The organism is Halomonas faecis (genome assembly GCF_010993975.1).
GTDB lineage: Bacteria > Pseudomonadota > Gammaproteobacteria > Pseudomonadales > Halomonadaceae > Halomonas > Halomonas faecis.
This window is the reverse complement of the sequence record NZ_JAACZO010000003.1, coordinates 74028-89744: the sequence shown is the minus strand read 5'-3', so window position 1 is coordinate 89744 and position 15717 is coordinate 74028. Positions and strand designations below refer to the sequence as shown.

Annotated in this window: 13 protein-coding genes and 1 pseudogene; 9 read left to right on the top strand and 5 right to left on the bottom strand. The window is 65.5% G+C overall.

The window, feature by feature from the left end; all coding sequences use genetic code 11:
• The first annotated feature begins 38 nt into the window (after nt 1–38).
• From gatA to GFD32_RS02100, 5 genes are all read left to right on the top strand, one after another.
• Nucleotides 39–1499 (top strand): Asp-tRNA(Asn)/Glu-tRNA(Gln) amidotransferase subunit GatA, encoded by a 1461-nt coding sequence (gene gatA, locus GFD32_RS02120; RefSeq protein WP_163574857.1) that lies wholly within the window; start codon nt 39–41, stop codon nt 1497–1499.
• Complete coding sequence (gene gatB, locus GFD32_RS02115) at nt 1499–2953, top strand: Asp-tRNA(Asn)/Glu-tRNA(Gln) amidotransferase subunit GatB (RefSeq protein WP_163574855.1); 1455 nt, start codon at nt 1499–1501, stop codon at nt 2951–2953. Before gatA ends, gatB begins: the two co-directional genes overlap by 1 nt.
• A gap of 79 nt (nt 2954–3032) precedes the next feature.
• Nucleotides 3033–3584 carry a cupin domain-containing protein gene (locus GFD32_RS02110; RefSeq protein WP_163574853.1) on the top strand — a complete coding sequence of 184 codons (552 nt, stop codon included), beginning with the start codon at nt 3033–3035 and terminating at the stop codon, nt 3582–3584.
• A 253-nt stretch (nt 3585–3837) separates the two neighbouring features.
• Complete coding sequence (locus GFD32_RS02105; protein ID WP_163574851.1) at nt 3838–5538, top strand: methyl-accepting chemotaxis protein; 1701 nt, start codon at nt 3838–3840, stop codon at nt 5536–5538.
• 37 nt (nt 5539–5575) lie between these two features.
• Nucleotides 5576–5749, top strand: coding sequence for a DUF6435 family protein (locus GFD32_RS02100; protein ID WP_163574849.1), 174 nt, complete (start codon nt 5576–5578; stop codon nt 5747–5749).
• A 65-nt stretch (nt 5750–5814) separates the two neighbouring features.
• Here GFD32_RS02100 and GFD32_RS02095 read toward each other — a convergent pair whose 3' ends face one another.
• Genes GFD32_RS02095 through GFD32_RS02085 form a run of 3 tightly spaced genes read right to left on the bottom strand, consistent with a single transcriptional unit; the run spans nt 5815 to nt 9486 of the window.
• Nucleotides 5815–7317, bottom strand: a complete 1503-nt coding sequence (locus GFD32_RS02095; RefSeq protein WP_163574847.1) for an aldehyde dehydrogenase — start codon at nt 7315–7317, stop codon at nt 5815–5817.
• Nucleotides 7314–8690, bottom strand: coding sequence for an aspartate aminotransferase family protein (locus GFD32_RS02090; protein WP_163574845.1), 1377 nt, complete (start codon nt 8688–8690; stop codon nt 7314–7316). The genes GFD32_RS02095 and GFD32_RS02090 overlap by 4 nt, the downstream gene beginning before the upstream one ends.
• Before the next feature lie 28 nt (nt 8691–8718).
• Nucleotides 8719–9486, bottom strand: coding sequence for a gamma-glutamyl-gamma-aminobutyrate hydrolase family protein (locus GFD32_RS02085; RefSeq protein WP_163574843.1), 768 nt, complete (start codon nt 9484–9486; stop codon nt 8719–8721).
• Between the two features lie 255 nt (nt 9487–9741).
• Between GFD32_RS02085 and GFD32_RS02080 the strand changes: the two genes are divergently transcribed.
• Nucleotides 9742–11115 (top strand): glutamine synthetase family protein, encoded by a 1374-nt coding sequence (locus tag GFD32_RS02080; protein WP_163574841.1) that lies wholly within the window; start codon nt 9742–9744, stop codon nt 11113–11115.
• 68 nt (nt 11116–11183) lie between these two features.
• Here the strand turns inward: GFD32_RS02080 and GFD32_RS02075 are convergent, their stop codons facing one another.
• Nucleotides 11184–11837 carry a GntR family transcriptional regulator gene (locus tag GFD32_RS02075; RefSeq protein WP_163574839.1) on the bottom strand — a complete coding sequence of 218 codons (654 nt, stop codon included), beginning with the start codon at nt 11835–11837 and terminating at the stop codon, nt 11184–11186.
• A gap of 145 nt (nt 11838–11982) precedes the next feature.
• On the opposite strand from GFD32_RS02075, the gene GFD32_RS02070 reads away from it, so the two are divergent.
• The 3 genes and pseudogenes from GFD32_RS02070 (at nt 11983) to GFD32_RS19875 (ending at nt 14181) form a co-directional block, all read left to right on the top strand.
• Entirely contained in the window at nt 11983–13272 is a 1290-nt protein-coding gene (locus GFD32_RS02070) for an NAD(P)/FAD-dependent oxidoreductase (RefSeq protein WP_205599011.1), read from the top strand.
• 86 nt (nt 13273–13358) lie between these two features.
• Nucleotides 13359–13724 (top strand): annotated as a pseudogene (locus GFD32_RS20100) (Na+/H+ antiporter NhaC family protein); the annotation flags it as partial.
• 67 nt (nt 13725–13791) lie between these two features.
• Nucleotides 13792–14181, top strand: coding sequence for a hypothetical protein (locus GFD32_RS19875; RefSeq protein ID WP_240455518.1), 390 nt, complete (start codon nt 13792–13794; stop codon nt 14179–14181).
• Nucleotides 14182–14384: 203 nt separating this feature from the next.
• Here GFD32_RS19875 and GFD32_RS02060 read toward each other — a convergent pair whose 3' ends face one another.
• Entirely contained in the window at nt 14385–15581 is a 1197-nt protein-coding gene (locus tag GFD32_RS02060) for a glycine cleavage T C-terminal barrel domain-containing protein (protein WP_163574835.1), read from the bottom strand.
• Between the last annotated feature and the right edge of the window lie 136 nt (nt 15582–15717).

The following is a 15717-nucleotide window of genomic DNA, read 5'->3' as shown; positions in this document are numbered from 1 at the left end:
CTCCACCCTTTCGGCACGTCTTCATGGAGCCATGCCGCATGCATGACAAGACACTGAGCGAACTCGCCGCCGGCCTCGCCTCCGGCGAGTTCACCAGCCATGAGCTGACCCAGCATCTGCTGAGCCGCATCGACTGCCTCGATGGCGAGCTCAACAGTTTCATCACCGTTACGCCTGACACTGCGCTGAAAGCGGCCGAGCGAGCCGATGCCGCTCGTGCCGCAGGCCAGGCCGGCGCGCTCACCGGCCTTCCTCTGGCACTCAAGGACATCTTCTGCACCCAGGGGGTGAAAACCAGCGCCGGGTCGCGCATGCTCGACGACTTCGTGTCGCCCTACGACGCCACCGTAGTCGAGAAGCTCGCCGACGCCGGCACCGTGAGCCTGGGCAAGACCAACATGGACGAGTTCGCCATGGGCTCCTCCAACGAGAACAGCCATTACGGCCCGGTGAAGAATCCTTGGGATCTCACCGCCGTGTCCGGCGGCTCCTCGGGGGGCAGCGCCGCTGCCGTGGCCGCCGGCCTGGTGCCCGCCGCCATGGGCACGGACACCGGCGGCTCGATTCGCCAGCCCGCCGCCTTCTGCGGCATCACCGGGCTGAAACCCACCTACGGGCGGGTGTCGCGCTACGGCATGATCGCCTATGCATCGAGCCTCGACCAGGCCGGCCCCTTGGCACGCACGGCCGAGGACTGCGCCCTGCTGCTGAACGCCATTGCCGGACACGACCTGCGCGACTCGACCAGCGTAGCGCGGGGCGTGCCGGATTACACCGCCGAACTCGACGCACCCCTGGCCGGCCTCAAGATCGGCCTACCCAAGGAGTACTTCGGCGAAGGCCTCGATCCGACCGTGGCAGCCACCGTGCACGAGGCGATCGAGGTTTTCGAGACGCTGGGCGCCAGCGTACGCGAGGTGAGCCTGCCGCATACGCACTACGCCATTCCGGCCTACTACGTCATCGCCCCGGCCGAAGCCTCCTCCAACCTGTCGCGTTTCGACGGCGTGCGCTTCGGTCACCGCTGCGACGATCCCAAGGATCTCATCGACCTCTACGAGCGTACCCGCGCCGAGGGTTTCGGCGAGGAAGTCAAACGACGCATCCTGATCGGCACTCACACGCTCTCCGAAGGTTTCTTCGACGCTTACTACAAGAAGGCCCAGCAGGTACGGCGTCTCATCCGCCAGGATTTCCTCGACGCTTTCGAGCAGGTCGACGTGCTGATGGGGCCCGCCTCCCCCACCCCGGCCTTCGACCTGGGGGCCAAGTCGGACCCGGTTTCCATGTACCTGCAGGACATCTACACCATCGCCGTCAACCTGGCGGGCATTCCCGGCATCAGCGTGCCGGCCGGGTTCGTCGACGGCCGCCCCGTCGGCCTTCAGGTGCTGGGCACCCACTTCGCCGAGGAGCGGCTGCTCAACGTCGCCCATCGGTTCCAGCAGGCCACCGACTGGCACCTGCGCCGTCCCGCCTTCGCCGAGGAGAACGCCTGATGCAATGGGAAACCGTGATCGGGCTGGAGGTGCACGTCCAGCTCGCCACCCAGTCCAAGATCTTCTCCGGCGCCTCCACCGCCTTCGGCGCCGAGCCCAACACCCAGGCCTGCGCCGTCGACCTGGGCCTGCCCGGCGTGCTGCCGGTGCTCAACGAGGCCGCCGTGGCCATGGCCGTGCAGTTCGGCCTGGCGATCCACGCCGAGATCCCCGAGGTCTCGGTGTTCGACCGCAAGAACTACTTCTATCCGGACCTGCCCAAGGGCTACCAAACGAGCCAGATGTACCATCCCATCGTCGGTCCCGGCGTGGTGGAGATATCGCTCGACGACGGCAGCACCAAGCGCGTCCGGGTCCATCATGCCCACCTCGAGGAGGATGCCGGCAAGTCGCTGCACGAAGACTTCCACGGCATGACCGGCGTCGATCTCAACCGCGCCGGCACGCCGCTGCTGGAGATCGTCTCCGAACCCGACATGCGCTCGGCCAAGGAGGCCGCCGCCTACCTCAAGGCGATTCACTCGATCGTCACCTACCTCGGCATCAGCGACGGCAACATGGCCGAAGGCTCGATGCGCTGCGACGTCAACGTCTCGGTACGCCCGCAGGGCCAGGAAGCCTTCGGCACCCGTGCCGAGATCAAGAACGTCAATTCCTTCCGTTTCGTCGAGCGCGCCATCGCCTTCGAGGTGGAACGCCAGATCGAACTGCTGGAAGACGGCGGCGAGGTGGTCCAGGAGACGCGACTGTTCGACCCCGAGCGCGACGAAACTCGCAGCATGCGAACCAAGGAGGAAGCCAACGACTACCGCTACTTCCCCTGCCCCGACCTGCTGCCGGTGGTGCTCGACGGGGCCTACGTCGACCACCTGCGCGAGATCCTGCCGGAACTGCCCGACGAAAAGCGGGCGCGCTTCCAGAACGAGCTGGGGCTCTCCGCCTACGATGCCAACGTGCTGTCGGCCACCCGTGACATGGCCGACTACTTCGAGGCCGTCAAGGACGTCTGTGGCGACGCCAAGCAAGCGGCCAACTGGGTGCAGGGCGAGCTCTCGGGCGCGCTCAATCGCGAGGGAATCGCCATCCAGGACAGCCCCGTCTCGGCCCCCCAGCTCGGCGAACTGATCGCCAGGGTGATCGACGACACCATCAACGGCAAAGCGGCCAAGCAGGTCTTCCAGGCCCTGTGGCATGGCGAGGGCGAGAACGCCGACGCCGTGATCGAAGCCAAAGGCCTCAAGCAGGTCACCGACACCGCGGCCATCGACGCGATGATCGACCAGGTCATCGCCGACAGCCCCGCTCAGGTGGCCCAGTACCGCGACGCCGAACCGGAGAAGCGCGGCAAGATGATTGGCTACTTCGTCGGCCAGGTGATGAAGGCTTCGCGCGGCACCGCCAACCCGCAACAGGTCAACCAGCTGTTGAAGGAAAAGCTCGACGCCCTGTGCTGAGCCCCACCGGCCAGAGGGTCGTCACGGGGCTCGACGCCCCGTGGCGACAACGACACTTCACGCCAGCAAGGAACCCCAGATGTCCGATGACGTCGGCACCCGATTGCGCGCCCTGCGCACTCTGCGCGGGATATCTCAGCGGGAACTCGCCAAGCGCTGCGGCGTGACCCACTCCAGCCTGTCGCTGATCGAGCAGGGCAAGGTCAGCCCCTCGGTGAGTTCCCTCAAGAAGATTCTCGACGCCATCCCCATCAGCGTCGGCGACTTCTTCACCATGGATCTGGAGAGTCGCAACCAGGTCTTCTACAAGCCCGACGAGCTGGCCGACATGGGCTCGGGCCAGGTGATCTACAAGCTGGTCGGAGCCAATCGCGAGAGCCGGGCGCTGGCCTTCATGATCGAAACCTATCCAGCCGGCGCCGACACCGGCCGCGAGATGATCGCCCACCAGGGGGAGGAAGCCGGCGTGGTCCTCGAAGGCCAGATCGAAATCACCATCGGCGCCGAAAGCCGCGTGCTCGGCCCCGGCGAGGCCTACTACTTCGACACCAACGTCCCCCACCGCTTCCGCAATCCGGGCCAGGCTCCCTGCCGCCTGGTCAGCTGCGCCACCCCGGCCCGTACCTTCTGAGGCTGGGGCGCCTCCCGATCACGCTTCCTTGACAACACCTTTACACCAACCCCCGTTCCACCAACAGTGCCATGGCATCGCTCGTCGGTGAATGGCTCATCCGCCGTTAGCGGGGGAGGAAGGGTTACTGGGTCATTTGCTATACAAAAACAAATTATTTGTACAAGTACAATATAAGTATTAGGCTGGGTAACGCACAGGGTCGCACGATGTCATGCACCCACCCCGACGTTACGCAGAAGGAACGCCCACAATGAAAACGCTATCGGCCAGAGTGGCACGCCTCGGTATCCGCACCCGCCTCGTCGGCGGGTTTTCCGCCGTCCTCGCTTTGATCGTCGTTCTCACCGCCATCGGCATCGATCAGGTCAACCGCATCGATCGTGACCTGACCACCATCAACGACGTCAACGGCGTCAAGCTCCGCCATGCCATCGACTGGCGCGGCAGCGTACATGACCGCGCCATCCTGCTGCGCGATATGACGCTGGTCGCACAGCCGGAAGAACTGGAACGCCTGCAAGCCGACTATCGGAAACTGGCCGACGACTACCGGGCCGCCGACCAAGGCATGGCAGACACCCTGGCAGCCCACGCCGCCAGTCGGGAAGAGGAGCGGCTGCTGGATACCATCGAGAACCAGGCTGAACGCACCAATGCCCTGGCCGGCGAAATCATTGCCGCTCGCCAAAGCGGCAACGTCGACGAGGCGCGCAACGCCCTGCTCAGCCAGGCCGGTCCGGCCTTCTTCCAGTGGCTCGACGACATCAACGCCTTCATCGACCACCAGGAAGCGGAAACGGCCACCGACACCGCCAGCGCACGGAACACGGCCTCCGGCTTCCAGATGCTCATGCTGGGCCTGTGCCTGACCGCTCTGGTGATCGGCGGCCTCATCGCCTACTTCCTGTCACGCCAGTTGCTGCGTGAACTGGGCGCCGAGCCGCATGAGGTGAAAGCGTTCGCCGAGGCCATCGGACGTGGCGATCTGGCCACCGAAGGGCAGCTGCGCCAGGGCGACCGGCACAGCATCATGGCCGCTCAGGTTTCCATGGCCCGCCAACTGCAAGGCATCGTCGCCCAGGTGCGCGCCGCCGCCGAATCGGTGGCCAGCAACAGCGAACAGATCGCCGAAGGCAACAGCGACCTCGCCTCGCGCACCGAGCAACAGGCCAGTGCGCTGACGCAGACCGCCTCGGCCATGGAAGAACTCAACGGCACCGTGACCCAGAACTCCGATAACGCCGAACAGGCCAGCCGTGAAGCCGAAGACGCCTCCAGCACGGCCACGCGCGGCGGCCAGGCCGTGCATCAGGTCACCGAAACCATGCGCGAGCTCGACGAGAGCTCCAGCGAGATCGCCAGCATCATCTCCACCATCGACGATATAGCCTTCCAGACCAACATCCTGGCACTCAATGCCTCGGTGGAAGCGGCGCGGGCCGGCGAACACGGTCGCGGCTTTGCCGTGGTCGCCGCCGAAGTGCGCAAGCTGGCCCAGAACAGCGCCGACGCCGCCCAGGAGATCACCGACCTGATCCAGCGCAACGGGGAACGCGTCAAGCATGGCAACGAACGCGCGGCCGAGGCCAGCCAAGCCACCGAAGACATCGTTGCCGCCATCGGCCGGGTCAGCCAGATCATGCAGGAAATCAGCCACGCCAGCGCCGAACAGCGTGCCGGCGTCGAGGAAGCCGGCACGGCGGTCACCCAGATGGACCAGGTCACCCAGCAAAACGCCGCGCTGGTCCAGGAGAGCGCCACGGCCTCGGGCAACCTGCGTCAACACGCTCAGCAGTTGATGGCGGCCATGTCGGCCTTCCAATTGCCGGACAGCAGCCGGGCGGTGAATCGCGCCCTGGCCAGCCTGAATGCAAGCGCGGATCCGACCCCGCAATCCACGGCAGCGAGAACGGAACGCACTCGACCGGAACCGGAGTGGGCCAGTTTCTGAGCCCGACATGGCGCCACGACGCACCAGGAGAGAGACAATGTTCGGATGGTTCAAGCGCAACCCGACCCGCCAGCTGCAGAAAGCCTATGAGCAGAAGCTGAAGCAAGCCATGGAAGCCGCCCGCAACGGAGACATGCGCGCCAATGCCACGTTCAGCGAAGAGGCCGACGCCTTGTTGGCCGAGATCGAGGAGCGACGACAGACCCCGTGAAGCATCGCACCAACGGCGACGCCGGCCTCTGAGGCCGGCGTCGCAATTCTGACTTCACCCTGAATTCAAGTCGACAACGCCATCCATACCGTCTTGAGTTCCGAGTACTCCTGCAGCGAGTGCATCGACTTGTCGCGGCCGTTACCCGACTGCTTGACGCCACCGAAAGGCACGGTCTGGTCACCGCCGGCCCAGTTGTTGACGAACACCTGGCCCGAATGGAGTCGGCGCGTCACGCGCATGATGCGGTCGATGTCCTGGCTCCACAGGCCAGCCGCAAGGCCGTAGACGCTGTCGTTGGCCAGTTCGATGGCCTCTTCCTCGCTGTCGAAACCGAACACCGAGAGCACCGGGCCGAAGACTTCCTCACGGCCGATGGCCATCGCCGGCGTCACGCCGTCGAACACCGTTGGCGGAATGAACAGGCCCGGCCCGGACAGCGCCTGGCCACCGGTGCGCAACCGGGCCCCCGCTTCCACCCCCTGGCGAATGTAGTCGAGGATACGGCGGTGCTGAGTCTCGTCGACGATGGCTCCCATGAAACTGTCGGGATCGAGAGGGTCGCCCGGCTGCATGGTCTCGGCAGCGGCCAGCACCTTGTCGACGAACGCTTCGCGGATGCTGTTCTCGACCAACAGACGTGAACCCGCGATGCACACCTCTCCCTGATTGTGGAAGATGGCCGCCGCGGCATGCTTGGCTACCCGGTCGAGGTTTTTGCAGTCGGCAAAGATCAGGTTGGGACTCTTGCCGCCGCACTCCAGGTAGACCCGCTTGAGGTTGGACTGCCCGGCATATTGCATCAGCTGCTTGCCGGTGGCGGTGGAGCCGGTGAAGGAGAGGCAGTCGACCTCCATGGAGAGCGCCAATGCCTTGCCCACGGTATGGCCAAAACCCGGCAGCACCTGGAAGACACCGCGCGGCAGGCCCGCCTGCTGGGCCAGCTGGGCGAGCCGCAGCGCCGAGAGGGGCGACTTCTCCGAGGGCTTGAGGATGACGCTGTTGCCGGCGGCCAGTGCCGGCGCGATCTTCCACGCGGTCATCATCAGCGGGAAATTCCACGGCACGATGGAAGCCACCACACCGAGCGGCTCACGCAGCACCAGCGCCAGGCTTTCCTCGCCGGTGGGCGCCACCTCGCCGAAGACCTTGTCGATGGCCTCGGCGTTGTAGCGCAAGCAAGCGATGGCACCGGCCATGTCGCCGAGGGAACTGCCGATCGGCTTGCCCATGTCGAGCGTGTCGAGCAGTGCCAGCTCGTCCTTGTGGGCTTCCATCAGCTCGGCAAGCCGCAGCAGGATCTTCTTGCGCTTGCCGGGAGCCAGGCGCGACCAGCCGCCAGCGGCGAAGGCGGCGCGTCCGGCAGCCACCGCGCGCTCGGCATCCGGGGCATCGCAGCTCGCCACCTCGGCCAGGAGCTCGCCGGTTGCCGGGTTGCGCGATTCGAAGGTCTCGCCGCTGGCCGCTGCCGCAAAGTCGTCGTCGATGAAGGCGCGAGACTCGAAGGTCAAGGAGTCGGCTAGGGCCTGCCAGTCGGCACGGCTCTCGGGACGCTGCTGGGCGCTCATGCGGATTTCTCCTTTGTATGGGGTTGATGGGCCAGACGTTCAGCGGTTTCGTCCAGCGCCTGGCGGGCCAGGCCAACCAGCTCGTCGACCTGCTCGCGGGTGATGACTAGAGGCGGCGAAATGATCATCGTATCACCCACCGAGCGCATCACCAGGCCGGCTGCAAAGCTGATGTCCCGGCACAGGTTGCCCGCTCCCCACGTCTTGGGAAAACGCTCGCCGCAGGCCGGATCGATCAGCTCCAGGGCGCCGATCAGCCCCAGCGAACGCGCCTCGCCGACCAGCGGGTGATCGGTCAGTTCGCCCCAGCGCTTGGCGAGGTAGGGGCCGATATCGTCGCGAACGCGTTCCACCACGTCCTCGGTTTCCATCAGTTCGAGATTCTTCAATGCCACGGCGGCGCAGACCGGATGGCCAGAATAGGTGAAGCCGTGGAAAAACTCGCCGCCCGCTTCGATCAGCGTATCGGCCACCCGATCCCCCACCAGCACGCCCCCGATGGGCAGATAGCCGGACGAGAGCCCCTTGGCAATCGGCATCAGATCGGGCTCGAGGTCGTAGTGCTGGCTACCGAACCATTCACCGAGACGTCCGAAACCGCAGATCACCTCGTCGACCACCAGCAGAATGTCGTGCTTCGCCAGTACCGTCTTCACCGCCGGCCAGTAGCTTTCCGGCGGAATGATGGCCCCGCCGGCACCCTGCACGGGCTCGGCAATGAAGGCAGCGACGTTATCTTCCCCCAACTCCTGGATCTTCGCTTCGATGGCAGCAGCACACTCGCGGCCGAAGGCCACAGGGTCCCGGCCTCGCCCTTCGTCAAACCAGTAGGGCTGGCGGACGTGGGCGATACCCGGCACCAGCGGACCGCCCTGAGCGTGCATCGGCGCCATGCCGCCCAGACTCATGCCGGCAACGGTGGAACCGTGGTAGGCGTTCTCGCGAGCGACCACCCACTGCTTGCGCGGCTTGCCCTGCAGCGCCCAGAAACGTCGCACCATGCGCAGCACGGTATCGTTGGCCTCGGAACCGGAGCCGGTAAAGAAGACATGATTGACGTGGGGCGGCGCCAGACGACACAGCGTCTCAGCGAGCTTCACGGCCGGCGGATGCGTCGTCTTGAAGAAATTGTTGTAGTAAGGCAGTTCGCGCATCTGCGCGCTGGCCGCAGCGACGAGCTCTTCGCGGCCATAGCCCAGATTGACGCACCACAGCCCGGCCATGCCGTCGAGAATCCGATGGCCTTCACTGTCGTGGATGTAGACACCCTCGGCATGGGTGATAATGCGACTGCCCTCTTCTCCCAGAGCCTTGAAGTCGGTGAAGGGGTGAAGGTGGTGAGCACGATCCAGTGCCTGAAGCGAATGCGACATGATACTCCTCCGGGTCGGGACGACGGCCTCAGGCGTCGACGGCGGATAACGGGATGCGGGCACCGCGATGGACGTCACAGGCTGCAGCGAAGGCCCGGAAAAGGGCGTCGTAGAGCGGGTGCTCGCGGGGCTTCCACTCGGGGTGCCACTGCACCGCCATCGCGAAGCCCGGGGCGCCGGAGACCGATATCGCCTCAACGAGCCCGTCCGGCGCCAAGGCTTCGGCGACGAGGCCGGGCCCCAGCTCGGCGATGCTCTGCTGGTGCAGGGAGTTGACCCGGGACGCCGGCTCGGGATGGAGCGCGGCAAGCCGTCCACCGGGCACCAGGGTGATGTCATGGCTCGGGGCATACTTCGCCTCGCGATCGCCCTCCGGCTCACGATGATCAAGCATGCCCGGCACCCGCTGCACCGCCTGGTGAAGGGTACCGCCGAAGGCCACGTTGAGCTCCTGTAAGCCGCGACAGATGCCCAGCAGCGGCAGCTCCAGGTCGAGGGCAGCGGGAATCCAGCCCAGCGCCGCGGCATCGCGATGGGTGTCATCCCGGGCGTTCTCCGGGGCACGTTCGGCACCGTAACGCTGCGGCTCCACATTGGTGTAGCTGCCGGTGAGCAGCAGGCCGTCGAGCGATCCCAGCAGCTCGCTCTCCACGGCGTCCTCCCATACGGGCAGGATCACCGGCGCCAGGCCATAATCGCGCAAGGCGGAGAGGTACTTATCGGTGACCATGTGCGCGGGGTGGCCTTCCACCTCGCGACGACAGGCGATCACGCCTACCAAGGGTCGAGTGCGCATGGCGGTCTCCTCGGAACACGCATGATGATTGTTATGCTTTTCTCAACATATCGCCGTTGATTAATCTTGCCAACCCCTGCCGAGGCCTCTAGGCCAAAAGTTCTCTTTACCAGCTGTACTTATTGATTAAAAAACAGTATCACGCAATCGAAAGGCCATCGAAGTCTGGCGACATGCGTAAAAGATTTGACAACATTGGTGTGTGCTTCAAAGATGACAGCCTCGAACAACGACCCAAAGCCGATAGGTGGCCCCATGTCCTCCCTTGCCGATGAAGCCCGCGACTTCCTCGACCGCCATCCTGACATCGACAGCGTCGACCTGCTGATCAGCGACCTGAACGGCGTGCTGCGCGGCAAGCGCATCCCCCGCGACAATCTCGAGAAGGCCTACCGCGACGGAGTCAACCTGCCGGCTTCGGTGTTCGCCTTGGATATCCTGGGCAATACCATCGAAGCCACGGGCCTGGGCCTCTCGATTGGCGATAGCGACCGGGTCTGCCGCCCCGTGGCGGGCAGCCTGATGCCTAGCCCCTGGCTGCGTGACGCTCGCCAGGCGCAGCTGCTGATGACCATGACCGAGGCCGACGGAACCCCGTTCTTCGCCGATCCTCGCCAGGTGCTCGCCCGGGTGCTGGAGCGGTTGCATCGCGCCGGGTTGACCCCGGTGGTGGCCGTGGAGATGGAGTTCAGCCTCGTCGACCGACGCCGAGACGCCCTGGGCATGGTCCAGCCGCCCTGCTCGCCGGCGACCGGCGAGCGCGCCGCGCAGAGCCAGCTCTATTCGATCAACGAGCTCGACGAGTATGCCGAGCTGCTCGAGGAGATCCACGCCGCCGCCCGAACCCAGCAGCTGCCGCTGGACACTGCCCTCAAGGAGTGTGCCCCAGGACAGTTCGAGATCAACCTGATCCACTGCGATGATGCGCTCGCGGCCTGCGACAGCGCGGTGCTGCTCAAGCGCCTGATCAAGGGCGTGGCCCTGCACCATGGCTTCGAGGCGACCTTCATGGCCAAGCCCTATGGCCAGGAGGCCGGCAACGGCACTCACGTGCACATCAGCCTGCTCGACGAGGCGGGAAACAACGTCTTCGCGGCCGAAGACGGCGACCCGCTCGGCTCGCCGCAGATGCAGCACGCCGTGGCCGGCCTGCTCGAGCTGATGCCGGCCTCGATGGCGCTCTTCGCCCCCAACCTCAACTCCTTTCGCCGCTTCCAGCCCGGGCTCTATGTGCCCATGGCCCCGACCTGGGGCTACGACAACCGTTCGGTGGCGCTGCGCATCCCCTCGGGGTCCAACGCGGCGCGGCGCATCGAGCACCGAGTGGCCGGCGCCGATGTCAATCCCTACCTACTGCTGGCAACCCTGCTCGGCGCCATCGACCACGGGCTTCGACGACGACTGACACCGCCGTCCGCCATCACCGGCAACGCCTACGACCAGGTTGCGCCCAGCCTTACCAACAGCTGGCGACAGGCCCTGGACCTGTTGGAACAGAGCGACCCCTTGGCCGAGGCGCTAGGCGCGGACTTCCTCGCGGTCTTCCTGGCCAACCGCCGTGCCGAGCGGGACCAGGCCATGCAGGCGGTCAGCAAGCTCGAGTACGACTGGTACCTGCGCCACGTGTGACCTCTCGCCATGCCCGTCGGGAGAGCGTTGTTGCGCTGTCTCGACACCGATCGCGCGACGCGGAAGGTCTACTCGAGCAGGCGCATTCCCTGTTCGATATCCGCGGCAATGGCGCTGCAGAACCCCTCCCTGTCTCCCCGGGACAGGGCCTGGGTCACGTCACGATGATGGTCATCGGCGATGCTCGATGCGCCCCAGCGAGTGCCGATCTGACGCATGCTGGGCCCGTACTGCAGCCAGAGCAGCTCGACCAGGGGCAGCAGCACCCGGGAGTGGCTGCGTCGATAGATCAGGAAGTGGAAGCGATGGTTGCCGCGCATGTACGCCTGCATATCGCCGGCTTCGATGGCCGCATTGATCCGGGCATCGATGCCCTCGAGCTCGGCCAGATCCTCGGCGTTCAGCCGGGGAAAGGCCTGGCGGGAGACTTCGGTCTCGAGGCTCTGGCGCGCAAACAGCACCTCGTGAAAGCGCTCGCGGCTCAGTTCGGGGACCCGGATCTTGCGGCTGTCGGAGAAGACCAGCGCCCCCTCCGTCACCAGCCAGCGCACGGCCTCACGCGCCGGCATCGCGCTGGTACCGTACTCGGTGGCGATACGGCGTATCGAGATCACGTCTCCCGGCGCAAAATCCCCCTCGCAGAGCCTCGTCCGCAGCTTCCGATGCAGCCGGGTGGCGGCGGTATCCGGCGAGAACCCTTCGCCCTGTGTCTGTTGGTCCATCGGCGTGCCATGTCGTCGTCATATACGCCGCCAGCATACCCCAAACAGACACCACTGCGGCTCCCCCCGCCCCGGGTTGCCACGTTCGCAAGCCCCTGCTAGTGTGATCACACATATGTGATCACACTTCATGCCGAGCGTTCTCATGGCCCAGTCGCACCCCCCTTCCTACTACTCTGCGTCCATCATCAACGAATCCGATTACCCCGTCCTCGAGGGCAATCACCGGGTCGACGTCGCCATCGTGGGGGGCGGCTTCACGGGCGTGGCCACGGCCGTCGAGCTGAGCGAGCGGGGCTATCGGGTGGCGGTGATCGAAGCGAACAAGATTGGCTGGGGGGCCAGTGGACGCAACGGCGGCCAGGTCACCGGCAGCCTGTCCGGCGAGGATGCCATGCGCCACCAGATGCGGCGCACCCTCGGCGATGAGGCCGCCCATTTCGTCTGGGATCTCCGCTGGCGTGGCCAGCGCATCATTCGCGATCGCGTCGAGAAATACGCCATTCCCTGCGACCTCAAACACGGGCATCTCCAGGCGGCCTACCAGCCGAGCCATCTGAAGGCACTACGGCGGGACTACGAGGCCTCCCAGTCCCACTGGATCGGCGAACATGTCCATTGGCTGGACAAGGCAGGGGTCGAGGAGCTGCTCGGCACGCGGCTCTACCACGGCGCCCTGCGCAACGACTACAACATGCACCTCCACCCCCTGAACCTCTGCCTGGGCGAGGCCCGGGCAGCGGCAAGTCTGGGGGCCAGGATCTTCGAAGCGTCACCGGTAGTGGAGGTGGTGCACAGCGAATCTCCGGCCGTCATCGGCGAGCATGGCCGCGTCGAGGCGGATAGCGTGATCCTCGCCGGCAACGCCTACCACCACCTCGAGCGCCGGCGGCTCGGCGGCAAGCTCTTCCCCGCCTCACTCGGTATCGTCACGACCGCGCCACTGGACGAAGCCACCGCCAACGCGATCAACCCCCAGGACCTGGCCGTCTACGATACCCGCTTCGTGCTGGACTATTACCGCCTCACCGCCGACCGGCGGCTGCTCTTCGGTGGCGGCGCCAACTACTCGGGCAGGACGTCAGACGACATCGCCGCCGAGCTCCGCCCGCGGCTGGAGCATACCTTCCCACAGCTCGAGGGCGTGGCGCTCGACTTCCAGTGGCAGGGACTCGCCGGGATCGTGATCAACCGCGTGCCGATGCTCGGCAAGCTCTCGCCCCATGTCTACTACGCCCAAGGCTACTCCGGGCACGGCATCGCCACATCCCACCTCGTCGGCGAGATCCTCGCCGAGGCGGTCGACGGCAGCAGTCGGGAGTTCGATGCCTTCGCCAATGTCCGTCACTGGCGAGTCCCGTTCAGCGACCGTCTCGGCAACACCCTGCTGGCCGCCGGCATGTGGTACTACCAGTTGCTGGAACGCCTGCGCTGATCCACCCCCTCCCCCTCACACAATGACAAGATCGAGGAGATACCCATGGAAGCCAACGAGAAGGTGATCGAGCAGGGTGCCCGCCCATGGCACCGCTGGATGGTCATGATATTGCTCGCTGTCGCATTGGCCACCGTCGTCAGCGCCGTGGTCGGCGCCACTGGTCCTTCCTGCTGCCCATGGCCTCCCTGGCCTTCTTCACCTGGTGGTTCGACCTGGACTTCCTGATGGGCATCTTCGTCACCCTGGCCGGGATGATCGTGACCTTCATCGCCCTGAAGAAGCTGTCCGCCAGCGCGACCTTCGACAATATCGTCGAGGGCTTCAAATCGATGATCGATGCCCTGGCCGTGCTGGTGGCGGCCTTCCTGTTCAACGAGGTCAACACCGCACTGGGCCTCAACGAGTACATCATCACCACGGTGGAGCCGTTGATCTCCGCCGAGCTGTTGCCCTTCATCATCTTCAGCATCATGGGCTTCGTCTCCTTCGCTACCGGCTCGAACTGGGGGGGTGTTCGTGATCATCCTGCCCATCGTCGCCACCCTGGGGCACAACCTGGGCGCGGACATGACGCTGGTGATCGGCGCCACCCTGTCGGCCAGCGGCTGCACCCCCTTCCAGCATGCCTTCACTCAGCTGCCCTACGCGGCGCTGGCGGGCATCCTGGCCGGCCTGTCACGACTCGTCGAGGGGCTGTCTCGAGATGAGCGACGGGCCTGCTGCCGGTTACTGGCCGACAACGTGGATGCGATCGGTGCCACGCTGGCCCGGGAGGGCATCGAGGCCGAGTTCCACAAGGGGGGTGCCATCTATGCCGCGGCCCGCTATCCGGGCCAGGAAGCGATTCAGCGGGCTTATCTCGAGCACCTCCATGCCCTCGGCCACGCCGAGGAGGCGTCCAACTGATCAGCCTGAGCTATGCCGGCGAAGAGGCACTGATGCGGCGCGAGCGCTCGCTGGGCATCGTGCGGCCCGCCCTTGCACGACTGAACGATGCCGTCGCGTCGATCATCGAATGATCGCAAGGCGCATCCTGTGCCTCTCGAGAATCGCCCTCAGCATGAGTCCCGCGATGGGCAGCACCGCATAGCGGGTCGCCGTCATCTTCCTCACCCCTTGGGAATCGCCTTGCTAGGGTCGTGGAACGGCTTGGAAACCACCCGCGCTTCCTGCAGCCCGGTATTGGCCTCGATGCGTAGCGGCGTGTCCAGCTCGGCATGCTCGATCGGCACCATGGCATAGCCGATATTGCGCTCCTGCCGCGGTGAACGGGTGGCCGAGGTCACCTGGCCGATGCGCGTGCCGGCACTATCGAGGACCGGGAAGGCGTCGATCATGGCACCGTCGGTGAAGTAGCCGACGCTAGGACCGTCGATTTCCACTCCCACCAGCTTGCGCGAAACCCCTTCGGCCTTGATACGCTCCAGCGCAGCGCGACCGATGAAGTCATCGTCGCCACGCAGGTCGACCATCCAGTCATAACCCATGCCCACTTCGAAGGGGTTGGTGTCGTACCAGATGTCGCAGCCGAACGCCAGGATCCCCCCTTCGATGCGTCGGATGTGGCAGGGGCCGATCACCTGCATGCCATGGGGTCGACCCGCCTCGAAGACCCGCTGCCACAGCGCTTCCCCGTGGCGGCTCGCCTCGCGCAGATAGATCTCGTAGCCGATTTCGCCGGAGTAACCGGTGCGCGAGATCACCACCGACATGCCGTCGAGTTCGGCTTCCATCAGATGGTAATAGGGCATCGCCAGCACCGCCTCACCGAACAAATCGACCATCACCGCCTTGGCCTTGGGTCCCTGAACCTGCACCGGGGCCACATCGACCTCCCGGAGGGTGACGTCGAAGTCGGAATGGTAGGCCAACCCCTGGCACCACAGCAGCACGTCGCTGTCCGCCAGCGACAGCCAGAAGCGGTTCTCCTCGATGCGCAGCAGCACCGGGTCGTTGATGATGCCGCCGTCGGGGGCGGTGACGAAGACGTATTTGCACTGCCCCACCTGACACTGGCGCATGTCGCGGGGCACCAGCTGCTGGGTGAAGGCGAAGGCATCCGGGCCGCTGATCTCGATCTGGCGCTCCACTCCCACGTCCCACAGGGTGACGCCCTCCACCAGCGCCCAGTACTCGTCCACCGGATCGGTGTAGAGGCGCGGGTGGTAATGGTGATTGTAGACGCTGTACTTGCGCACCCCGTGACGGCGCGAGGCGTAGAAGAACGGCGACTTGCGAATCCGCGGATAAAGCAATATCTCCGGCACCCCATCGGTTTGGGGAATATTCTCGATGGCCTGGGACATGATCGTTGCTCCTTGCCCGGCTGGCGGACCGCACCGCTGGCGGGGCGATGTCGTGTGTGCCCGGGTCGCCGCCTGGGGCTACCCTTGTCTCCAGGCTAGTGCGCATAACCGCCGGCATGGCACCGACGACGACGGC